Below are 22,837 nucleotides of genomic sequence, written 5' to 3'. Positions count from 1 at the left end.
GCCCGTCCCCCCGCATTGTGTGGCAGCGGGATCGGGCCCTTTCCCCATTCGCGACCCTGCAAGGGACACCCGCCCTTGTTCCATACCGGTAGGGGGTACAGGTTTAGCGGTAGTGGGCGGCGGGGAATGCTGCCTAATCCAGACAATAAACACCGATGTGCTCTCAATGAGGACTGATAACTGATGACCCAGACGCAACCAGCGGTCGATCTGCTCCAGATCGACCTCGGCGTGACCGGCATGACGTGCACTTCGTGTTCGTCGCGGGTGGAACGCAAGCTCAACAAGCTCGATGGTGCGGAGGCGAGCGTCAACTTCGCCACCGAGTCGGCTTCTGTGAGCTACGACCCGAACAAGGTCGACCCGGACAAGCTCATCGAGACCGTCAAGGCCACCGGTTACGGTGCCTTCACCATGGCCGGTGCTGACGACACCCCGGCAGACACCGGGGATGACGGGGACCCCGCATCGCCGGCCTCAGAGGGCTCCGGGGCACAGGGCCAGGTGGATGCGGCCCGCGAGCATGAGGCCGCTGACCTGAAGAAGCGCCTGATCATCTCCGCGCTGCTCACCGTGCCGATCGTCCTACTGAGCATGATCCCCGCATTGCAGTTCACCCACTGGCAGTGGGCCGTGCTCACGATGACCACCCCGGTGTTCTTCTGGGGCGGCGCCCCCTTCCACAGGGCCACCCTGGTCAACCTGCGCCACGGTGCGTTCACCATGGACACGCTGATCACACTCGGCACAACGGCGGCCTACCTGTGGTCGTTGTGGGCCCTGTTCATCGGTAACGCCGGTATGCCGGGCGTGACGATGGAAATGCACCTGCTGCCGACAAACTCCACAATGGACGAGATCTACCTGGAGACCGCCGCGGTGGTGATTTCCTTCCTGCTGCTGGGCCGGTGGTTTGAGACCAAGGCCAAGGGCCAGTCCTCCGCGGCGCTGCGCGCCCTGCTTGATATGGGTGCCAAGGACGCCGCCGTCATCCGCGACGGTGCGGAGGTTCGCGTGCCGGTGGGCCAGCTGAAGGTCGGGGATGTCTTCGTCGTCCGCCCGGGTGAGAAGATCGCCACCGACGGCCGTGTCACCGAAGGTACCTCCGCCATCGACGAGTCCATGCTCACCGGTGAGTCCGTGCCCGTGGAGGCCACCGCAGGCTCCACGGTCACCGGGGCGACCCTGAATACCTCGGGCCGGCTGCTGGTGGAGGTCACCCGCACCGGTGCCGAGACCACCCTGGCGCAGATGGCCCGGCTGGTCACCGACGCCCAGGCGAAGAAGGCCCCGGTCCAGCGCCTGGTCGACCGGATCTCCCAGATCTTTGTGCCCGTCGTCATCGTCGTGGCCGTTCTTACCCTGTTGGTCCACGTCTTCCTTGGCCACGGCTTGGCTCCGGCGTTCACCGCCGCGGTCGCCGTGCTGATCATCGCCTGCCCGTGTGCGCTCGGCCTGGCCACCCCGACCGCCCTGCTCGTGGGCACCGGCCGGGGTGCCCAGCTGGGTCTGCTGATCAAGGGCCCGGAAGTGCTGGAATCGACCAAGAAGGTCGACACCATTGTCATGGACAAAACCGGCACCGTCACCTCCGGCGTCATGTCCGTCACGGGGGTGACCCCCGGCGAGGGCTTCGATGCCGAGGACGTGCTGGCCAAGGCCGCGGCCGTCGAAGCCGCCTCCGAGCACCCCATCGCCCAGGCCATCGCCCGCGAGGGCGAGCGCACCAGGGCGCTGCCCGAGGTCACCGGCTTTACCAACACCGCCGGCCGGGGCGTGACCGGCACCGTCGACGGGCACACCGTCACCGTCGGCCGCCCTGCCGGCGACCTGCCCGCACCCCTGCAGTCCGCCTTCACCGACGCCCAGGACCTGGGAGGCACCCCGGTGGTCATCCAGATCAACGGCCGCAACGCCGGGGTGATCACTGTCCGTGACACCGTCAAGCCGACCTCCGCCGAGGCCGTCGCCGGACTGCGGAAGCTGGGCCTGACCCCGATGCTGCTGACCGGCGACAATGCCGGCGCCGCGAAGGCGGTGGCCGCGGAGGTCGGCATCGACGCAGATCACGTGATCGCCGAGGTCATGCCGGACGACAAGGTCGCGCAGGTCGAGCGCCTGCAGAACGACGGCCGGCGCGTGGCCATGGTCGGCGACGGGGTCAACGACGCCGCCGCGCTCGCCCAGGCCGACCTGGGTCTGGCCATGGGGGCGGGCACCGACGTGGCCATCGAGGCCTCCGACATCACCCTGATGAACAACGACCTGCGCTCCACGGTCGACGCCATCCGACTGTCACGTCGCACCCTGGGCACCATCAAGGGCAACCTGTTCTGGGCGTTTGCCTACAATGTGGCACTCATCCCGGTCGCCGCCCTAGGCCTGCTCAACCCGATACTCGCGGGTATCGCCATGGCGTTCTCCTCCGTGTTCGTCGTCTCCAACTCCCTGCGCCTGCGCGGATTCACATCCAGCCACAGTGCGGCAACCCCCGCACCGACCACGACTGAGGCCGGCACCAGGCAGCCGGCCAACGCCTGACCCCCATCCCCTTCTACCGATAAGGACACCCACCCCATGTCTGACTCCTCTTGCGGCTGCGGCCACTCCGACAACACCCAGACCTCCGCTCCGGAGTCCCTGACCCTCACCTCTACCCCGGCAAACGCCGAGGGCACCATCGGCGAGACGGCCGAATGCCCCGTCATGGCCGGCACCCCGGTTATCAAGGCCGAGGCAGAAGCCAAGGGCCTCTACCGTGACTTCGAGGGCCAGCGTTACTGGCTCTGCTGCCCCGGCTGCGGCCCGAAGTTTGACGCCAACCCCGCCCAGTACGCCCACGCAGGCTGATATCTGCCGACCATCCAGCAGGATAACGTCACAGGGCGTGGTGGCCGCCAGGTCACCACGCCCTGTTCCACACTCTCGGGCCTGTCCTCCTGATCGAACTGCGCACTGACCCAGGACGTACCGGCCCACCCCTTTTAGCAAGGAGACCATCATGGATGCCCTCACCCCTGATCAGACCGTTCCCGCCGACGATGCGTCAGGCACCTGCTACCCCACCCACGGTTATATCAACGACAAGGACCGCTACCTCGCCCGCCTCAAGCGCATCGAGGGCCAGGTCCGGGGTCTTCACCGCATGGTCGACGAGGAGCAGTACTGCATCGACATCCTCACCCAGGTCTCCGCGGTCAACTCCGCGCTGCGCAACGTTGCCCTAGGCCTGCTGGATGACCACATGAAGCATTGTGTGCGCGACGCCGCCCAGCTGGGAGGCGAGGAGGCGGATGCGAAGTTCCAGGAAGTCACCGACGCCATCGCCCGCTTCGCCCGCTCCTAACCACAACGGCAACCGAACCGGGCGAACGAACGGGCCTGACCCCCGTTTAGTGGACACGCTGGAACTGGTCCAGACTGGACCGGAAAAAGCAGATCACTATGCCGAAAAACACCTACTCCGATGAGTTCAAAGCCGATGCGGTCCGGCTCTACGAGACCACCGAGGGAGCCTCGTATTCCTCGATCTCGGAAGACCTTGGGATCGCCCGCGGCACGCTGAAAACCTGGGTCCACAAGGCCCGTAAAGAACGCGGCGAGACTCCGGCCTCCACTTCGACCACAGCTCCCGCAGGGGACGGGCAGCCAACTGGCGAAGAGGAGCTGGTCCGCCTGCGGTCAGAGGTCCAACGCCTGAAAGCCGAAACGCAGAAGCTGACGACCGAACGCGACATTTTACGCAAGGCGGCCAAATATTTCGCGGGAGAGACGAACTGGTGAGCCGCTTCCAGTTCGTTGACGACCACCACACCACCCACGGGGTGAAGCGGCTGTGCCAGGTACTCGGCTTGAACCGGTCGAGCTACTACAAATGGCGTGCCGGACGCGACGCCCGCGCCGCCCGCCGGGACGGGCCTGACCCCCGTTTAGTGGACACCCCCCACACTCTGGTAGCTGTTCCCGATACGCGCGGCGATCTGCTTCACCGGCTCGCCAGCGTCGAGCCCATCGGCGATCTCTATTCGATCATCCTGCGACAACTATCTGCCGCTAATCAAAATGTCGATCAATCTCCCGCTGCCAGCGTCGACGAACCACACCGACCCGCAACTGAGCGGCACTCTAACCTCGACTGCGGCTGCCGAGCCGCTCAACCCTTGCCAGATCAGCTCGAAGCAGCGACGCTCCACCCCACCGGTGACTTTTTCCACGCCCAGCGCACTGAATCGGCCTGAGTTTTTCGGAAACTACGGTTAAAAGCCTTACTGGGCTTTTCGGGTGATGTTGAATTCCTCGTAGTCCTGCTCGTATTCGATCGGGGGAACGTCACCGATCGACGAGTGCAGACGCTGGTGATTGTACCAGTAGACCCACGAGGCCGTTTCCGTTTCGACCTCCTGGGCATCCCTCCACGTACGACGTGGATCGAAGCGGATGAGCTCGGTTTTGTAGAGCCCGATCGTCGACTCCATCATCGCGTTGTCCAGGGCGTCACCCACGGAGCCGATCGAGCCCTGCAGTCCGGCGTCTGTCAGCGCGTCCGTGAACGCCAGCGACGTGTACTGCGCACCGGCATCGGAGTGATGGACAATGCCGGTGGCGGTGAAGCCCATCCGCGTCCGTTTCCGGCTGAACAACGCGTGTTCCAGGGCCATGAGCACCATCCGGGTGACCACCCAGCCGAGGATCATCCGCGAGTACGCGTCGACGATGAAGGCGACGTAGCAGAATCCCTTGCTGGTCCACACGTAGGTGAAGTCCGCGATCCACCACTGATCCGGACGCGTCGGATGGCTCCACCGCCGGTTGATCAGGTCCGGGTGCCGACGGTGGGCAGGGTGGGCCACGGTCGTTTTCTTGCAGTGCATCCCTCGTGAGACACCGTGGATGCCGGTGATCTTCATCAGCCGTTCGACCTGGTCACGCCCGATGGTCATGCCGTCGCGTATGGCGGTCTTCCAGAGCTTGCGCCGGCCGTAAACCTTGCGGTTTCCCTCCCACAGCCGAAAGATGCGGTGGGCATCGTAGGCCTCATCCAGCTCAGCTTCTGAGGGGCCGAAGCCGCGGGCCTGGTGGGCGTAAAAGGTGCTCGGGGCAATCGCGATGCCATGGGCAGTCAAGGTTTCGCAGATTGGCTCGACCCCGAAGCGCTTCCGGTAGGTGCGGATGAACTCCACGATCACCGAAGTTTGCGGTCGAGCTCCGCCTGAGCGAAAAAGCCGACTTAGACTCAACCCGTGAGTGCAACACCATCTCCGCCCACCTCATGAAGGGGAGAATCAGATGGCCACAATCGGACGGCCAGGCTTACCCAAAGATCAACGCCAGAAAGTCTGGGATCTATGGAAGACCGGTTCTTCCCTCAGCGAAATATCACGTGAAGTCGGTTCCCCGCCAGGATCAATCTTTTCCATTCTCCTGCCCCGGGGAGGGATTTATCTTCCCGCGCAGAAACACCGCCCAGGCTCTCTTACGCTGGCAGAGCGTGAAGAGATCTCCCGCGGTATAAGCGCCGGGATGTCCTGCCGCGCCATTGCCCGGATGCTCAACCGCTCGGCGTCGACCATCAGCCGCGAAATCAACCGCAACAAGGGCCGTCAGGCTTACCGCGCCATCGATGCCGATGATCGATCTTGGCGCCGTGCCCGACGACCGCAACGCTGCACACTCGCCAAGAACCCGGTCCTGCGCGGATACGTGGCCGCGCGCCTGCGTGAAGACTGGTCACCGGAACAGATCGCCGGACGACTCAAGATCACCTACTCTCCCACCTCGCGGATGCAGATCTCTCACGAGTCGATCTACAAATCACTGTTCATCCAGTCCAGGGGTGTGTTGCCGAAAGCCCTGCAGAAACGTCTCCGTTCCCGCCGGCCGATCAGGAAGGCACGCTCCAACACGACCAGTGGGCAGTGGCGCTCCCAGATCAAAGACGCCGTGCCGATCTCCCAGCGCCCGGCGGAGGGAGATGACCGGGCCCAGATCGGGCACTGGGAGGGAGATCTCGTCATCGGCTCCGGTCAGTCGCAGATCGCTACGGTGGTCGAACGCGCGACTCGGTTGACGCGGGTTGTGCACGTCCACTCCCGTCATGCGGCATCCGTGACAGCAGGACTCGTTCGTGAATTGCGGCATCTGCCGGATAGGGCGAAGCGGTCGTTGACGTGGGACCGGGGAATGGAATTGGCCGGTCATAAAGAAGTCGCTGCCGGTACGGGGATGAAGGTGTATTTCGCTGATCCTCATTCCCCGTGGCAACGTGGAACAAACGAGAATACTAACCGGTTGTTGCGGCAGTACTTTCCGAAGAAGTCATCGATGAAGGGCTTCAGTCAGGCCGATCTTGATGAGGTCGCTGACAAGCTCAACAACCGTCCCCGCAAGGTTCTCGGGTTCCGTACCCCCCGCTGAGCAGTACGAAGTGATGTTGCGTTGACGGATTGAACCCAAGGACGCCGTCTTCAAAATCTCATTGGCACGTCGCAGCTTGGCCACTTCCTTGGCCTGCTCGTCGTAGGCGGCCTGGAGTTGCTCGTAGGACAAGGAACTGGGCTCAGGAGCTTCGGCCTGCTTTTCCTGTTTGCGGATCCAGTTGCGCAAGGTGGATTCCTTCACGCCGAGAAGCTCGCCGATTTCCCGGCGAGCACCTGCCTTGGAGATGTCGCCTTCCTCCAGGCGTTCGAAGTACATGCGCACCGCGCGGTCCTGCGTGGCTGCGTCGTACTGACTGGGTCGTGCCATGCTGATCTTCCTCCTAGGGTAAAACCTAGTCTCCGACCAACCCAGGCCACCTCACACCATCTGAATCCCTCATCTGGTCAGGATTCGCAATGATGACTGGAAACCGTCAACCTTCCGCTTCCGATTCGTTGCTTGCCGGACGCAAAGACATGAAAAGCGCAGTCGATATGGGCTCAAACGATACCTGTTTCGAGCGCGATGAGTGCGATGTTGAGTGCAATGATTCCGGCAGTGACGAGCCAGCCCATCGCCGTTGTCCACCAAGTATTTACCGCGGATCCCATGAGCTTTTTTCGCGAGGTCAGCCACACCAGAGGAACGAGGGCGAACGGGATCCCAAAGGAGAGGATCACCTGACTCAGCACCAGGGCATACGTGGGGTCGGTACCGATCGCGAGCACGATGATGGACGGGATGATGGTGATCAGACGTCGGGTGAGGAGTTTCAGGCGGGTGCGGAAGAGACCGCCCATGATATCGCTCCCAGCATAAGCGCCGACAGCTGTCGAGGCGAGACCGGAGGCCAGGAGTGCGATCGCGAACATCCACCCGGCCGTAACTCCAAGCGCATTCTGTATGGCGGCGTGGGCACCTTCAAGGGTATCGGTGCCCGATACCCCGGGAAGAACGGTCGCAGCAACGAGCAGCATCACCAGGTTGACGGATCCTGCGATCGTGAGCGCGATCGTGACATCGACTCGAGTGGCTCGAATCAGCCGCGGCAACGGATAGGTCTTATCGATTCCGAAGCGGTCACGGGCAAGTGAAGAGTGGGCGTAGATCGCATGCGGCATAACCGTCGCCCCCAAGATGCTCGCTGCAAGCAGCACCGACTGAGTACCATCGAACCGAGGAATCATCCCCTCAAGGACAGCACCGGGTTCGGGCGGCGCCAGGAACAGGCCGTAACAAAATCCGACCACGATGACCATCATCAGGCCGATGATCGCGAACTCGAAGGTCTTCGCGTCCCGCCTAGCCTGTACCAGAAGCAAGATAGTGGAGATCAAGCCCGTGATGATCGCCCCCATCACGAGTGGAATGTCGAACAGGATCCACAGGGCTACCGCTCCGCCGATTACCTCGGCAATATCAGTGGCGATCGCCACGAACTGCGCCTGCAGTCCGTATAGGACCCGACCTGGTCGGCTCTTGATGCGCTTCCCCAGGAGCTCAGCCATGCTCGACCCCGTGGCCAAGCCCAACTTCGCGGACATGTACTGGATCAACCAAGCCGCCATATTGGCCGCAACAATCACCCACACCAGCAAGTACCCAAACTGCGCTCCTGCTGACATATTGACCGCCACATTGCCCGGATCAAGGTAAGCGACCCCCGCCACCAAGGCAGGGCCAAGCAGCCAAGCGGTCTTGCGGCCCCGGGTTTTGGGCTCGGCGATTCCGGCACTCATCTCGTTGTCTCACACCTTGTCAAACAGTCGTTACAAAAACTTCGTTCTGTCCAGCTTTACTGCGCTGCCTGGTCAACCATCATCGTTTTGTCCGACGACCCGGGACCAGGCCTCCGGGCCATTCCAGATGTGCGGGCCAAATAGCGCGTTGCCCTCATCGTCGGTCTCGGGCCAATCCATCAGCAGCTCCTCAGGGAGCAGCTCGCCGACGGCCGCTGCCGGTCCCCGCCCGGGCCCACCATGGGGGCCACCTCGGCCTCGGGGGCGATGTGGGCGACGGCGTCGGCCAGGTAACCGGTGGTGGCGTACACCTCGAGGAGGGCATCGCCATCCGTGGCCACGGCGGTGGCGGTCAGCAGGTGTCGTCTCCGGGTCACATCAACTCTCCTAGGTGGAAATGAATATGAAAGTTCATTATATTGAGCTTTCGGTAATCCTAACCATGAACTTTCCGCTCGGCAAGTGGGGTTCCACCCCCGACGGGGTCCGATAAACTGGGGAGCATGCACGTAAGCGACCTGCCCGACCGATCACAGGACTATCTGAAGGCGATCTGGACCGCCACCGAGTACTCCGGCGGATCCGCCCCCCTCGGGGAACTGGCCGCTCGAGTGGGACAGAAGACAACGACCGCCTCCGAGGCGATCCGGCGTCTGGCCAACAAGGGGCTGGTCAAACAGGAGCCTTACCGCGGGGTCATGCTGACCCCGGAGGGGCGGGAGCTGGCGGTGGCCATGGTGCGGCGCCACCGGCTGCTGGAGACCTTTCTGGTCCGGGTGCTCGACTACACGTGGGATGAGGTGCACGAGGACGCGGAGCTTCTCGAACACGCCGTCTCGGACCGGTTCCTGGCACGCATCGAGGCCCATCTGGAACATCCCGACCGTGACCCGCACGGAGACCCCATCCCGGACGCCCAGGGGCAGGTCAAGAAAGTGGAGGGGGTCAGCCTTGCCGCGGTCGGCGAGGGAGAGTCGGTCACAGTCGAGCAGATTGATGACCGGGACCCGCAGCTGCTGCGCTACCTGGCTGACCATGGAATAGTGCCCGGCACACGCCTGACCGTGCCGGGCGTTCCTGTGGCGGGCATGTTACGGGTGAAGGTCGGTGACAAGGAGGTCACCATCGCCGAGACAGGCCTTGAAGATATTCGCGTTCAACGAGGTGACTGAGACATCTGCTGACTTGGATCCCGACGCCGAGATGAAACTGCGTGTCTAGAAATCCAGGAAGCGATACGCGGGCCCGAACCCCGGAAAGTGGACACGGGGATTTAATCAAGATGCGATAGTTAGTGTAACCGATCCGGCGGCTTCGAAAACATTCGGCGAACGGTAGCCGCACCACGAAGGGGATGCGGACTGTTTTTAGGATTGTTTCGGTTATGAAGCTATCAGGTTTCGGTGTGCATGGATGCTTATTCCGCCGAGAGAGTCTTTAATTCTGACTTTGTTGTAAAACTCAATGTAGGAATTTACTGCTTCTTCAAGCTCATCTACCCTGTGCCAAATCTTGTGGTAGTACATTTCATTTTTCATCCGGCCAAAGAAGCCCTCACAAGCTGAGTTATCTGGTGAACACCCTTTTTTGGACATAGATCTAATGATTCCGGCCGTTCGGGTTATGGTTATCCAGCTATTGGCGCGGTAGTGAGTGCCCCGGTCAGAGTGCACAACAAGCTTGTTCAACGCTGTTGGTGGATGGGATTCAAGCGCTTCTATAAGGGATTTCTCTGCTATTTCCATCGTGGGATGGCGACCGGTTTTCCATCCGACAATCTTTCCGTCAAAACAGTCCACAATGGCCGAGAGATAAACTTTTCCGTTGCTGGCTACAAACTCGGTTATGTCGGTCAACCACAGCATGCTTGGCTCGTCTGCATGAAAGTTTCTTTTGACGATATTCGGCGGCGCTGGAGTTATTTCCCCTGCGTAGCTGGAATATCGAATTTTCCTTCGCGGGCTACGAACTGGGATTGCCATCTCCTGCATTAGCCGGCGGACGACCTTTTCGCTAATAGTGATACCCTCATGACGCAATACCCACCAAGTTCTGCGATAGCCGTAAGTAAAGTGGCTTTCCTCAGCTATTTCAGCAATGCGCAGCCTGACATCTTGTAGCGGGTCTAGGCGAGCCTGGGCTGCGAGTTGATAGTAGAACGTAGAGGTAGAAAGGCCTGCTGTTTCCAACAGCATGGGAAGCGGAAGGTGGTTTCGGAGTGCGTCAACTACCAGAGTCTTCTGAAGATTGTTCAGTGCTCCCGGAGTGACGCTGTCGTCTTTTTTTATTAACATCAGCTCCTCAGCCATCACTGCTTTTTCAACCATCAATTGAGCTGCCAGCTTCTTTAGCTCTTTTGGATCGTCTGGTAGCGAGGCTTTGAGAGATTTCTTGGTCGGGATTTTTCTTTCAGTTCTTCGTTCTTCGTTGGACATCAGGCCCCATTCGCCGAGTTCACGATATGCTTGCGCCCAACTGTATACGCTCATCTTCGTATACAGATCGAGTTTGTCGGCGATTTCCTGAGGACGTAGGCCCTCTTTGTACATCTGCACAGCTTCAAGCTTGAGCTTCCAAGGATAGGAACGTAGCTTTGTGGCTTGCTTGCGTGGCTTAGGACCCGGCTTGAGAGGCTCCCGCAGCCATTTGTACATTGTCCAACGGCCTGGGTAGCCCAGATTGCGGATCGTTTCCACGACAGATTTGGTTCGTCGATACTCCGCGACAGCCTTCTTGCGTTCTTCTAGGGTGTAGGAACGGTTCACTAGGAAAACCTTTCAGGATTCCGTCCGCATCCCCTATCATCCTTCAGGCATGTTGTTTCACCATCAATCCTTAAGGGGTATCGCTAGATGTATTCCTGCTATACATCGGCATTTAGCCGGTGAAAGCCCGACTATTTCACTCATCTTCTCTATCCCACTTAAGGGGGAAACCATGCGCTCGAAAGTATTTGCGGTAATAGCTTCGGCCCTACTGCTTAGCCAAGCAGGAATTGCTGGTGCAAACGAGGCTTCTCAAGATTCCAGCACGACACAAGTAGCGGAAGCCTCGGCTCCGCTCCCGCCAGATTTTGACACCCTCGAACCCGCCGAAGATGGACCAACCATAAAACCACAGTCAGCTAATGGCTCTACTTGGGCTCCAGGAGGCTTAGGGGCTGCAAATACACTCTTCGTAACCGGCAGGGGGACATGGGTTGACAATATTGCTATGTCATATGTAGTTGGGACAAAGCCCGATAATGCTTGCGTTGATAAGTTTGAGATAGCCTATAGGGAAAAAGGGCAAAGAAAGGTCCGCACATCTGGACCTAATTGTGCTATCTACCGCACAACACATACTTTTCAGGTAAAGAGGAACCTTGACCCAAATACCAAAGTCTGTGGTAGGGCACATGTGCGTTCCGCAGGTCCAGGAAACTGGGCCTGTATCACCATTAAGCCTTAAGGAGAAGTTATGGGTGAGCTTTTAATTATAATTGCTAGTTTGAGTGTCACTCTTCTAGTTCCGGCGTTACTGATAGCGATCCTAGTTATTCTCCTTAGGCAGAATAAAAAGTAGGTTCCAAAACTTCCCTTTGAACTCCGCACGGATTGCCAAGCCCGCCTTGGGCTTGCGTGGCTCCGTGTCGGAGTTTTGAGCGTTGTGCCACAAGCGGAGGGGATTGCTCGCGCAGCAGAATTTATTGAGATCTCCGGGATTGAAGAAAACTGCTTTAGAGGTTGGTGACTGTAAGTGAGTAAAGTATCTGAATCTGCATTTAGCAGCGCGGGCGGGTGGCTAGTCTCGTTTGTCATGCTCTATGTTGCCATTGCTGTGTCGTTTACCAGTGTTGAAAGGACTCCGCTAGTAGTTGGTGGCGTGGGTGTTTTTCTATTTATGTGGGCTATCGAGTCCGCCCAGGATAAAGACTACAAAGGAGGCGGACTTCCTTTCTTTGCTGGAGTAGCAATTGTACTCAGCGCAGTTACCGCAGCAGTCGTACTGTAAAGCCCGTTCGTCCTGTGCCTCATATACGGTCGCTACGTCTGGTACGGTCGCTACGTCTGGTACGGTCGCTACGTCTGGTACGGTCGCTACGTCTGGTACGGTCGCTACGTCTGGTGTACATTGGAGGTATGGACAAAGCCTCCGCTGGTGTAGTCCGATAAAAGGGAATACCCCGCGTGCGTCAACACAAACGGGGCATTCCTGAGAGCTAGAACAGTCCGAGAAGTTGTAGCTTCTCGATCCACTCTGGGCCGTGCTCGATAAGAGCTACGATGACCGGAATGAAAGGCACTGCCAGTATGCCCACTGGTGGTGCCTTCTTTTCGTTCTGCTCCTCTTCAGCATCATAAGAATCCATTTCTGGACCTCCTTGCGTGAGGATATTCGTCTTCGGCTTTCCACACCGTGCAACGTCTAACCCTCTACTTCGCAGTGGAGCTAGCCGCCGCGCGAAGCCGAAGGTTGCCTGATGTCCCGAGTGCCTGCTGATACTTCTCGCCTGGCAGACCTCGGGCGGCAACATCTCTACCTTACTAAAGAGAAACTATTAGATAGGAAACCGCTTATAGAGCGCACTTCCAACTCTGTTTGAGGTAGTTTTGCCGGATTGTTCAACCAACTTTAGCTTCGCTGGTCTGCAGTAATAGATGAGTTAATTCGCTGTATAGTCGCGATATGGACGTTTTCGATACTCTCGTGGCTCAATTCGGGGCGGCAGCTAAAGACAGTCTCAATGGGCCAGGGGAGCCAGAGGCTGCGTTAGCCACTCCAGTAGATAATTTACTGCGAGAGTACGGCGAAAAGATTCTTAGCAGGAAAGTTGTCCTGCATGCCGAAGTTCGGGAGGACTCCGGCACTGTGCGGCCAGACTTTGGTGTAAGAATCGATGGGTTAATGTCTGGCCACGTCGAATTAAAAAAGCCTGAAACATCGCTGGACCCAGATACCTACAGCAAATCCTCGCACAACGGTAGACAGTGGAAACGCCTGAGTAAACTGCCTAACCTGCTTCACACCAATGGTCTGGAATGGCGGTTGTGGCGCTATGGCGAACTCGTGGCCATGGCGCACTTACCGGCGTCCTCGTTAACCAAGTTCAAAGGCGCTATTGCTGCGCCACCTGAGCTAGACACCGTATTGTCGAGCTTTTTGTCCTGGACTCCCACACCGATTACAACAGTTACTCGCCTAGTCGATACCATTGCGCCACTTGCTGCGCTTTTGCGTGAAGAAGTCCTGGAATCACTTCAAGCCAACCGGCGCAATGCAAAAGCTACAGGACGAGAAGAAAACTCCTATCCATTTATCGGCCTGAAACGCGACTGGCGTGCCAGTTTGTATCCGAACGCCACTGATGAAGAGTTTGCAGATGGGTTCGCGCAAACAGTTGTCTTTGCCCTCGTTATTGCCCTATCTGACGGAATGGACTTTAACAATATCCAGCTGCGAGATATTGCCGAAGGACTGCAATCGAAACACAGCCTGCTGGGGCGTTCTTTGGACTTGCTAACCGAGCATATTAAAGGCTCAACAGTTGGATTAGTCCTAGAGACTATTATCCGCACGCTCTCGGCGACGAACTGGCGAGCCATTTCTGGCGGTAATCAAGATGTCTATCTGCATCTTTACGAACACTTCCTCAATACCTACGACCCAGCCCTGCGCAAGAAGTCTGGCTCGTACTACACACCCACTGAAGTCGTTGCCGCAATGACCCGACTCACCGACCAAGCCCTACAAAAGTATCTATCCATTCCCGAGGGGCTATCCGCAGACTCGGTTGCGGTCATCGACCCCGCAATGGGTACCGGTACTTACGGTTTGAGTATTGTTCAGCATGTTGCAGCCCAAGCGGAAAAGTACGGACCTGGCGCTGTTGCTGATGCAGTAACTTCCGTGGCAAAGCGCCTATACGGAATCGAACTGCAATCAGGACCATTTTCGGTTGCCGAGCTACGCCTGAGCCAAGCTATCCAAGAATTCGGTGGCCAACTTCCCGAAAATGGAATGCACCTTTACGTCGCCGATACTCTCGAAGACCCGCAGTCGGGAACAAACCGCGAATTAAGCTACACGCTGCAACTTATTGCACAGCAACGCCAGCGCGCGAACCGCGTCAAACTAGAAACTCCGATACAAGTCTGTATCGGAAACCCACCCTACAAAGACAAGTCCGAAGGCCTGGGCGGCTGGGTCGAAAAAGGTAGCGCCAATAGTAACCACACCCCGCTTGATGATTTCCGCAAAGAAGGCAACGGCAAATACGAGTATGTGCTGAAAAACCTGTATGTCTATTTTTGGCGCTGGGCAATGTGGAAAGTCTTTGAAAGCATCCCCCATTCCACAGATGGTGTGGTCTGCTTTATTACAGCGACTGGATATCTCAACGGTCCTGGATTTAAGGGCATGCGCGAATGGATACGCCGTAATACCTCACGCGGTTGGATTATCGATCTCACCCCAGAAGGAAAACAACCACCAGCAAAAAACGCCGTATTCAACATCGAAACGCCCGTAGGTATCGGCATTTTTATCCGCAATAAAGAAAACGACGATACTGAACCAGCGGAGATTAAATACATCGACCTGCACGGTACCCGAGAGGAAAAGTTCAGTATATTAAGCAATCTTGACCTTGATAGCGATAGCTTTCAAGACACTGGCGATAACTGGGATGATGGATTTACGCCTAAGACCAATGAGCAGTGGGAGGAATACCCAGCGCTTAACGATATTTATCCATGGACAGCACCCGGGGTTAAGCCAAACAAAACCTGGGTCTACGCACCAGAACGTGCCATCCTAGAGCAGCGCTGGGATGAACTCATACAAGAAACAAGTCTAGAGAGAAAACGAGAACTATTTAAAGAAACCAGAGACACCACTTTAGAAAAGACCAAAAATCCCCTCCCTGGTCTTGGAACTGAACAAGGAACAAAAGAGCCATTCTCCACTGTAGAGTGGCCACAAAAACCAGCCATTATCGAAGTCGGATATAGATCATTCGACCGCCGATACATCATTGCCGATAGCCGCCTGCTCCATATGCCTAGTCCAAGCCTTTGGGCGGCGCGTTCACCAGAGCAGATCTTTCTGATTGAACAGCATGCTCACTACCCAAAGGCAGGGCCAGGGCTTATGCTCTCCAGCCTGATACCCGATATGGACAGCTTCAAGGGAAGCGAAGGTGGCCGTGCACTACCTATGTTGCACCCTGATGGTCAACCTAACGTTGCCCTGGGGCTGCTAACAGCACTATCGCAGCACTTCGGTAGAGAAATCACGGCGGAAGAACTTACTGCCTATATCGCAGGTATTTCCGCACACCCTGGATATGTAGAAGCATTTGATGAAGAACTGCACTACAGCGGCAATCGCGTGCCACTTACCGCAGATATAGAGCTGTGGGATAAGGCTGTAGAAATTGGTCAATTCATTATCTGGCTACACACCTTTGGCGACCGTGGCAATGCCCCCAACAACGCGCAGAATCTGTTTGATGTTGAAAGCACGCTACCGCTACCAACCTATGACAGTGCCGTTGGTGTTGGAATGCCGGAGGACGTTACCTACGACGAGACAACCCAAACTATTCATCTAGGCAAGGGCACCTGGTCGAATGTGTCGCCAGCCGTGTGGAGCTACACAGTGGGTGGAAAATCCACCATTAAGTCCTGGGTGGGCTATCGCCGTAAAAAACCTAAAGGCAGAAAATCCTCACCACTCGATGACATCATCACCACAAGCTGGCCAACCCAATGGTCGAGACAGTTTCACGAACTCTTAGTTACCCTGACGCACCTTGTACAGCTCGAAGAGCAGCAAAAGCAACTCCTGGAGCAAATCATTGCTGGCGAACAACTAACTAAGGACGAATTATCCTCTCATGGGGTGCAGTGGCCAACAGAAAATAAAGATCGGAAACCACACTTTCCAGGCGAGCTATTTTAAAAGTCTAGCTATTGGACATTTGTTCGAAAGCCAGGAGATTATGTCGAAGCAGTGTGCAACAATAACGTCATGACTCGCCCAATTGATGAACTGTTACGCCAAACTGGTGTGCCGGTATTTGACCCTAACGACGCCACACTCAGTGGTGGGGAAGTGGCCATCGCCCGTATTGCCAGTGCTCTACGGGAAGACTGGGACAGACTCGACGGTCAACAGCAACGTGCGCTTATTACAGCGCTGGAAACGTCCACACAGGCCACCGAAGAAGCTGAAGCATTCGTTCTCAATCAACTAAAAAAGCACTAAATAGCTCAAGCCCTGCCTGAGGGGCTAGAGGCAGGGCTTGAGCTATACATAGTGGCCGTTGGGGGGAGCGGCCTACAAGCTATTCTGCGGAGCTTCGACAAAAGTAACAAGGGCTTGTTCACTCCAGTGAGCATTGGCAGTGAGGATGAAATTACTGGGGTTTCCCTTATGTGGTTTTCTTTAAAGGCTCTTTGGTTATCTGTAGTCCTGGAGGCTGTTGTTCTTGGAGTAGTCCAGATATGTTTCGGTGGCAACCAAATCTATTGATTTGGGCGGCAGCACAACTGAGCGATAGCGAAGGCGTGAGCCACGATGGGATCTTATCTATTGGTTGACGTTAGCGTTGACTGCTTGGTTTCCCCCTGCTGGATATAGTTCTACAGTTTATAGTTATAAGCGACCAGGGGAAATAAATAAACCCCCAGCTCAAACCCTGTGGATAACTGCTTGGATATTGGTAAATCTGCGCACTCGTATTGGTAAATCTGCGCACTCGTATTGGTAAATCTGCGCACTCGTATTGGTAAATCTGCGCAGCGCTTTTTATCGTATTGGTAAATCTGCGCAGCCTGACCAGGGGAAATGTTCGTATTGGTAAATCTGCGCAGACACATATTGGTAAATCTGCGCAGCCTGACCAGGGCATAAAGAAAGCGCCCACAAGGGGCGCTCACTCGTTGATGAGTACTAATCCAGCTGCGGACGTGGCGGCTTTTTCTCAACTGAGGGAGATGTCTTAGTGACGGTGACTCCCTTGAGGTCGGCTTTTATTCCACAATTAGGCCATACCGCCTGGACATCGTGGATAGCTTTCTTGATTTCGTTGCGGAAGTTCACCCAGTCTTGCCCTGATACTAGCTCTTTGGTGGCGAAGCTTTGTGCCATCATGTCCCAGGTAAATTGGTAGGAGTCTCGGTTGTTTTTGCTAAGCCAAAATTGCTTGACCGTTAGCCAGATATAAATGTCCATTGACCGTGGCTTGGTGAGCTGGCGTAAAACAGCAAGGTCGATAGGGATGGGGGCTTCGATAATGTGCTGGAAAAATTGTGGTGTGAGCTTGATATAGGACTCGATGAAGCTTCCTTGATTGGGGTCGCGTGCATCAAACCATAAGTCCCATTCATCCATGATTTGAGTGTGCTTACCACGTGCGCGCACGCCATCGTCCTCTTTGACGGTCACGCGAGCGTCAGCCAGGCGCAATAGTTGCTCGCGCACAATCGATAGAGTTCCTTTTTTCCCACCGGTTCCTCGACCGTGGATTCCGATGGCTTGGAGGAAGTGGTTCATGGAGTGGCCGAGAGGGATGCGGACTGCTTGTTCAAAGTCTATTTTGCCTGCTTTGAGCTTTCCAGCGTTTTCCACGGCATGGGTGATGATGTAGGCCATGATTAGTCGGGGATATTTGCCGTAGGGCAATCCTCCGTCGGCGTAGACAACGATCCGGCCTTGTGCTGTCTCTATGACTCGCTTTTCTTCGTCGGTCTTGCGGTATGGAAATAATGCTTGGACGAAGAGTTTAGATGTGTAGCCAATGTCTTGGGCGTTGATTATTTCTTTTGACTGCTCAAGTTCTTGGTTCGCAGCAGCCTTTTGGGCAGCTTTTAGTTGTGCGAGTTTTTCTGGTGGCAGTGCCATAAGGGAAGTCCTTTCTTGGTGCCACCGTTTAACTACTTGCACACCCGCTTGTGGTGGTATGCTGATAGTCAAACGGTGACACCGTTGTTTTGAACCCCTCGCTAGAGTGCCAGCTCTATGATGCGGGGGGTTACCCATTTCTTGGGTAACGTGCGCGCCCCGGACTCGAACACGGGATGTATGCCTTTCGCGCTTCTTTCTCCCCATTAAATCACAGCAACGTTATTTTCAGCTTCTATTATGCGGCTCGGTGTGGCGTTGAGTCTTACAATGCGCAGATCATAGTTGCTGGATAAGGCCGATAACATAGAGTCAGCTGTGCTTTGAAAATCGGATGTGTAGTAGATTCCCCTCGATTTGGTTAAAGCTCAGGGGCATTGATGTCTGTAGCGTCCATCGTGAAAGAAGCCCGAGAAACTAACCCGCTAAATCACAGCGAATACTCCGCCGACCTCGAAGAAATCGACGCAGATGAAGAAAAGTTAATAGCAGCGGATTATTCTGCCGGTATCAACGGCGAGAACCCCGAAGAAGCCATGGTTCCTGGCGCTGATGAAGTGGAGTCAGAACTCGTCTCCGCAGCGGTGCTAGATGAACTTGCTGAGGCAGAACAGGCTGATTCCGCAGAGCTATAGCTCAGGACTTTCTCCAACACTAGGCTCTGCTTCTTGGCTGGTGACTTGTTCTTCTGGCCAAATGTTATCGGCCCCTGCGTAGTGAGCGCGTCGGGATGCTTCGGCGCGCTTTTCGCGTTCTGCGATGAGTTCCTCAGCTGCCGCTACTAGTTCTTCCGGTACCGTTGCATCAAGCTGGCAATCGACAACCGTGGCTGACTTAATATCAGTGCCACTCCAGTCAGTGTTTGTCAGAGTCGTATTGCTGATATGCAGCCCAGATAGTTCGGCTAGGCCAAACTGAATCTTATCCGCAGTGGAATTGACCAAGCGCAAGTTGCGAGCCTGAGCCTTGGTGAAATCAGCGCCTGTCAGTTCACAACCGACAATTTGATTGACGGCAAATGGTGAGTCACCAACACCGATTCCTACGTTGCGCCAGGACGTGGAACTCAAGTCGCAGTCCTCAAACATGGTGCGGTGAATATCGGCATCATCAAAGACTGCTCCAGACAGATCACAATCAACAAACTTCAACCGGTTTAGCTCGACCCCGCGCAAATCTGCAAAGCGCAAATCTCTACCGCGGACTTCTCCACTATCAGGAAGTGGAGGCTCGACTGGACGTAGCTGACGTGGTTTGTCCTCAGCAAGGTCAATGCGTGCGGCTTCTGCCCAGTCATAGAGCTGCCCATCATCACTATCGTGACGCGGCGGCAATACAACCAGTTCAGGAGTAGCTTCTGGGCGTTGTTGTTCTAGTCGATGCTGGATAACTGCCCCGACATCCTCAGCACCTTCTAATCCGTCTGTGGCAAAAGATAGCTCGCGTAGACCGTTGATACCGGCCTGGTTCAACCGCTGGATAGAGGTAGAAATACGCTCCACGGCCTGGTCATGATCTAGACCATTGGTCATAGTTGCGGGCAACTCACCTAGCGCACGGATAACGGCAGGTTCGACTACTTCGCGTCGGTAATCGGTGTGCAGCATATCTGCGGCGGTAGAAAATAGCTCGCGTCGCTGTTGCGTGCTTTCTGCCTTATTTACCAGTTCTCGCTGCTGATCATTAGCGCTGCGCTGGCCAGAATCCCGCAGCACAATGCGCTCTAAAATATCGTTGTAGTCCGGCTTATCCTCACCAGACATATGCCAGTGAGCTTGTTCTGCGTCGAAATCAAAGGGAAGATCATCGGCCACATAGACGTGGTTTTGCCACTTGGCGCGCGTCATAGCCACATACAGCGCGCGGCGATCGGTTTCTGCTCCCACAATCGCACGAGCATTTTCCACCGTAATACCCTGCGCGCGATACACAGTAGAGGCATAACCTAATTGCACGTGCTCCCGCACGTAATCAGCAGGCAACACCATGGTTTTGTTCTTACCGTTTAGCTCCCGAACAGACAAAGAACCATCATCTAAAAGCCCTGCAACTTCGAAACGCTCACCATTGAGCACGCGGCGACCACTCGGCAACGTGTCATTTTTGCGCGTCAAGATTGTATCGCCTACGAGCGCACGGGCATCATCAGCCAGTGCAATTCCAGAAGATGAAGCACGGACAACGCCACGTTCTATTAGCTCGGATTGAATCAAAGCATTGGCAGTTGCGACATCTTCTTTGCGACTAGCAATCACGACAGAATCAATCTCAGCACCAAGGTCCCCTAAGTGCGCTTCAACAGCATCCGCAATCATGTCCTGGCGAGCACCACCATGAACCCAACCGCGTTGACGGTAGAGATCCAGTGCAGTTACGTCACCGTGACGCAACCGTGTGGAGGTATCTGCCTGCTCAACATCGGCACCCATGCGCATCACAGTGTCGAGTTCGACCGCATTAGATTGGCGCACCATCGTACGGAAGAGTCCACCAGTTTCGACTGCGTCGAGCTGGTGTGGGTCGCCCACCATACGGATCACTGCGCCTGTTTCATCGGCAATTTCCGTCAATGCCGCCAGATCTGCGGTCGTGGCCATGCCCGCTTCATCAACCAGCAGCATGTCCCCAGGGTTAATTTCTATGCCCAACTTCGATGTATCTCGGGGGCTATCTCCGATGATTCCGCGCCAACGATAGGTCAACGCGGCTAAGGTCTGTGCGGTAATATCCGCGTCTTGTCCAAGCTGTCGGGCAGCGCGTGCGGACGGGGCTAGACCAATCACCTGACGGTTTTGATTCTTCCAAGCGTCAGCCACAACCGCCATTGATGCAGTCTTACCAGTACCAGCAGGACCAACCGCACACGCTAATTTCTCGCCAGTAACAAGCAAAGAATGTGCCATCTTTGCCTGTCCATCATTAAGCGCAAAGCCGTGCTTTTCAACATTCCGTTGCAGCGCCTGGTCGACAGCTTCATCACTTATGGTGTAACCGGTTAGCTCATTAAGACTAGCGAGGACCTTGTGTTCTTCTTCCAACGTTGCGTGTGCAGCGTAGGTAATACCGTCGTGCTCGGCGGTGATTAGTTGTCCATCTTCGCGCACTAGAGCGGCAGGAAGATGAGAGGAATCAACCACACCAAGCTCGGTTAGCAGGTGCTTTTTTGCATACTCTAGGACTTCTTGACGCACGTGATCGCTGTGGGTTTCGTTGTCGAACTTCCAGTTCGTCAGGTGCATGGACACGCTGGTTTCGAGGTGTCGGATGTTAAATTCTGCACGACGCTGGCGGGTATCGTTGACCGACTTTTCTGCTAGTTCCGCAACTGCGAATACGCACTCATCGGAAGAACTATCGGCAGGAAACACGCTCCGGGACGCATAAATTTTACCGCGGTGACGCAAAGAATCGAGGTCGAGTTCTTGCCCTCCACCGAGTAGTTCTTTCCATTCTTCGCGGTGTTCTGCCAAGGAACGAGCGGGCTTTTTCGCGTCACGAGTTTCCAAAATTGCTGCCTGCCACAGCTTGTTGCGCGTGCGCATATCCGGGTAATGGCCATGGGTGGTGCGGTACTTTTCAGCGTATTCTTCATACACTGGCCGCGCGCCCGCGCGACGTTGAGAGGCAGAATTTATCAACTCTTCATCAATGCCAGCGACCTCCCACACGGGCGCTTTACCTTCGTCAGAATCGCGTTCGTAGAACTCTAAATCAAGCTCCTGACCTAACGCTTGCGCCATCTTTACTTGATAGCGTTGCCCAATCCTCGCGGAGTTTTTCAGCAAATAACGGGCATCAAGTGAGCGCCACTTATCTGCTTGATCATCATCTAACCCCTGCTGTCCAGGGGCGGCTTGCACCTTATTAGAAATCAAACAGTGCGTATGTAAATCAGGATCACCTGCACGAGTGTCATAGTGCATAAACGTTGATGCAATCATCCCGCGCGCTTTAATAACACGCTCACTGCGTGCGCCAGTACGGGTGAAAAGGAACTCTTCTTCAACCTCTTTCAGAGTATCTTCTACTGCCTGCTGGTGAATCTTTTCAATCGTTTGACGCGTTTCATCATCACCTAATGCCCACACTAAAGACACAGATTTTGCGGGAGAAAACGTCAAGTCCACACCCGACGTGGGCTGCTTGACTCTATTCTTCTTCTCGTTCAACCACGCCAAAACGTCACGCTCTGGGGCTTCTATAGCACCAGTTTCTTCCAAGTAAAACGGTACCGCAATCTTAAAGGCCATGCGGTTTCTTTCCTCGGAATCAGCACGCCGACCATGCTCTAAACGAAACGACTTCTCCGCCTTTTTCACCGCTTCAAGCACTGGATCGTTGCCCGTAAAGTACGGATAGGTGCGCCCTAATTGCACATCTTTTAGCTCGGCACCGGCATCAATTCTTGCATCAGCATCCGGGTGCATACCCTCGCCGTATAGCGCTGCCATTTGCTCATCAACAACCACAGTTCCGGCAATCGCCGTGGTTTCACCAAGCCCTTTTAACCCTTGACCGAACCACCGACCAGGAGGAGTTCCGTTCGCATTGTAGTAGTCGCCAAGGCTCATTTCCGGCGCAGAAGTATCATCATGAGTCGCCACAGAGTTCATCAGGTAGGCGTAACCTTCCCCGGCGTGAACGATTCTCATGGACAACATAAAGCCATCTTATGAGCAAAAGATTACGGGTTCCAGCCCACGCCAAGCACGAGCCTGTGAGCTGCAAAAACCGAAAGTCTGATTATCAGCAATAGGTGTGTAACAACAAAGCGGGGGTCGCTAAGCGAAACA

The 22,837-nt window shown here is 55.9% G+C and carries 16 protein-coding genes, 2 pseudogenes and 1 other annotated feature; of the genes and pseudogenes, 10 read left to right on the top strand and 8 right to left on the bottom strand.

Features of this window, described 5'->3' with window-relative positions; all coding sequences use genetic code 11:
• The first annotated feature begins 183 nt into the window (after positions 1-183).
• From CSTAT_RS13185 to CSTAT_RS13170, 4 genes are all read left to right on the top strand, one after another.
• Positions 184-2,541: a heavy metal translocating P-type ATPase gene (locus tag CSTAT_RS13185; RefSeq protein WP_075723976.1), complete on the top strand. Its 2,358-nt coding sequence runs from the start codon at positions 184-186 to the stop codon at positions 2,539-2,541.
• Positions 2,542-2,577: 36 nt separating this feature from the next.
• Positions 2,578-2,850 carry a YHS domain-containing protein gene (locus CSTAT_RS13180; RefSeq protein ID WP_075723975.1) on the top strand — a complete coding sequence of 91 codons (273 nt, stop codon included), beginning with the start codon at positions 2,578-2,580 and terminating at the stop codon, positions 2,848-2,850.
• A gap of 151 nt (positions 2,851-3,001) precedes the next feature.
• Positions 3,002-3,346, top strand: coding sequence for a metal-sensitive transcriptional regulator (locus CSTAT_RS13175; RefSeq protein ID WP_015402270.1), 345 nt, complete (start codon positions 3,002-3,004; stop codon positions 3,344-3,346).
• Positions 3,347-3,444: 98 nt separating this feature from the next.
• Positions 3,445-3,783: a transposase gene (locus CSTAT_RS13170; RefSeq protein WP_075723974.1), complete on the top strand. Its 339-nt coding sequence runs from the start codon at positions 3,445-3,447 to the stop codon at positions 3,781-3,783.
• Between the two features lie 161 nt (positions 3,784-3,944).
• Here the strand turns inward: CSTAT_RS13170 and CSTAT_RS14050 are convergent.
• Positions 3,945-4,225: pseudogene (locus tag CSTAT_RS14050) on the bottom strand (helix-turn-helix domain-containing protein); the annotation flags it as partial.
• A 40-nt stretch (positions 4,226-4,265) separates the two neighbouring features.
• Positions 4,266-5,228: pseudogene (locus CSTAT_RS13155) on the bottom strand (IS3 family transposase); the annotation flags it as partial.
• Positions 5,094-5,225 (bottom strand) — a sequence feature (AL1L pseudoknot). (Overlaps the previous pseudogene by 132 nt.)
• Before the next feature lie 58 nt (positions 5,229-5,286).
• Between CSTAT_RS13155 and CSTAT_RS13150 the strand changes: the two are divergent.
• Complete coding sequence (locus CSTAT_RS13150) at positions 5,287-6,414, top strand: IS30 family transposase (RefSeq protein WP_156845068.1); 1,128 nt, start codon at positions 5,287-5,289, stop codon at positions 6,412-6,414.
• Here CSTAT_RS13150 and CSTAT_RS13555 read toward each other — a convergent pair.
• Together CSTAT_RS13555 and CSTAT_RS13145 are read right to left on the bottom strand one after the other, a co-directional pair.
• Complete coding sequence (locus tag CSTAT_RS13555; RefSeq protein WP_156845069.1) at positions 6,316-6,744, bottom strand: hypothetical protein; 429 nt, start codon at positions 6,742-6,744, stop codon at positions 6,316-6,318. The genes CSTAT_RS13150 and CSTAT_RS13555 overlap by 99 nt on opposite strands.
• Before the next feature lie 173 nt (positions 6,745-6,917).
• The gene (locus CSTAT_RS13145; RefSeq protein ID WP_075722081.1) at positions 6,918-8,156 is read right to left on the bottom strand and encodes an Nramp family divalent metal transporter; all 1,239 of its coding nucleotides are present in this window, start codon (positions 8,154-8,156) and stop codon (positions 6,918-6,920) included.
• Positions 8,157-8,659: 503 nt separating this feature from the next.
• Between CSTAT_RS13145 and CSTAT_RS13135 the strand changes: the two genes are divergently transcribed.
• Complete coding sequence (locus CSTAT_RS13135; RefSeq protein WP_034375509.1) at positions 8,660-9,328, top strand: metal-dependent transcriptional regulator; 669 nt, start codon at positions 8,660-8,662, stop codon at positions 9,326-9,328.
• A gap of 210 nt (positions 9,329-9,538) precedes the next feature.
• Here the strand turns inward: CSTAT_RS13135 and CSTAT_RS13130 are convergent, their stop codons facing one another.
• Complete coding sequence (locus CSTAT_RS13130) at positions 9,539-10,921, bottom strand: IS3 family transposase (protein ID WP_075722456.1); 1,383 nt, start codon at positions 10,919-10,921, stop codon at positions 9,539-9,541.
• A gap of 973 nt (positions 10,922-11,894) precedes the next feature.
• Between CSTAT_RS13130 and CSTAT_RS13125 the strand changes: the two genes are divergently transcribed.
• Complete coding sequence (locus tag CSTAT_RS13125) at positions 11,895-12,149, top strand: hypothetical protein (RefSeq protein ID WP_075723971.1); 255 nt, start codon at positions 11,895-11,897, stop codon at positions 12,147-12,149.
• A gap of 208 nt (positions 12,150-12,357) precedes the next feature.
• Here CSTAT_RS13125 and CSTAT_RS13550 read toward each other — a convergent pair whose 3' ends face one another.
• Positions 12,358-12,507, bottom strand: coding sequence for a hypothetical protein (locus tag CSTAT_RS13550; protein WP_156845171.1), 150 nt, complete (start codon positions 12,505-12,507; stop codon positions 12,358-12,360).
• 317 nt (positions 12,508-12,824) lie between these two features.
• On the opposite strand from CSTAT_RS13550, the gene CSTAT_RS13120 reads away from it, so the two are divergent.
• Complete coding sequence (locus tag CSTAT_RS13120) at positions 12,825-16,100, top strand: type ISP restriction/modification enzyme (protein ID WP_075723970.1); 3,276 nt, start codon at positions 12,825-12,827, stop codon at positions 16,098-16,100.
• A 69-nt stretch (positions 16,101-16,169) separates the two neighbouring features.
• Entirely contained in the window at positions 16,170-16,406 is a 237-nt protein-coding gene (locus tag CSTAT_RS13115; RefSeq protein ID WP_075723969.1) for an antitoxin, read from the top strand.
• A 687-nt stretch (positions 16,407-17,093) separates the two neighbouring features.
• Here the strand turns inward: CSTAT_RS13115 and CSTAT_RS13105 are convergent.
• The gene (locus CSTAT_RS13105) at positions 17,094-18,044 is read right to left on the bottom strand and encodes a replication protein RepA (protein ID WP_075723967.1); all 951 of its coding nucleotides are present in this window, start codon (positions 18,042-18,044) and stop codon (positions 17,094-17,096) included.
• Between the two features lie 380 nt (positions 18,045-18,424).
• On the opposite strand from CSTAT_RS13105, the gene CSTAT_RS13100 reads away from it, so the two are divergent.
• Entirely contained in the window at positions 18,425-18,679 is a 255-nt protein-coding gene (locus tag CSTAT_RS13100) for a hypothetical protein (RefSeq protein WP_075723966.1), read from the top strand.
• On the opposite strand, the gene mobF is transcribed toward CSTAT_RS13100, so the two are convergent.
• Entirely contained in the window at positions 18,674-22,696 is a 4,023-nt protein-coding gene (gene mobF, locus CSTAT_RS13095; RefSeq protein ID WP_169833277.1) for a MobF family relaxase, read from the bottom strand. The two genes, CSTAT_RS13100 and mobF, sit on opposite strands and share 6 nt — an antisense overlap.
• Positions 22,697-22,837 lie beyond the last annotated feature (141 nt).

This window comes from Corynebacterium stationis (genome assembly GCF_001941345.1).
Lineage (GTDB): Bacteria > Actinomycetota > Actinomycetes > Mycobacteriales > Mycobacteriaceae > Corynebacterium > Corynebacterium stationis.
The sequence above is the reverse complement of the archived record's forward strand: the minus strand, read 5'-3'. Positions and strand labels throughout refer to the sequence as shown.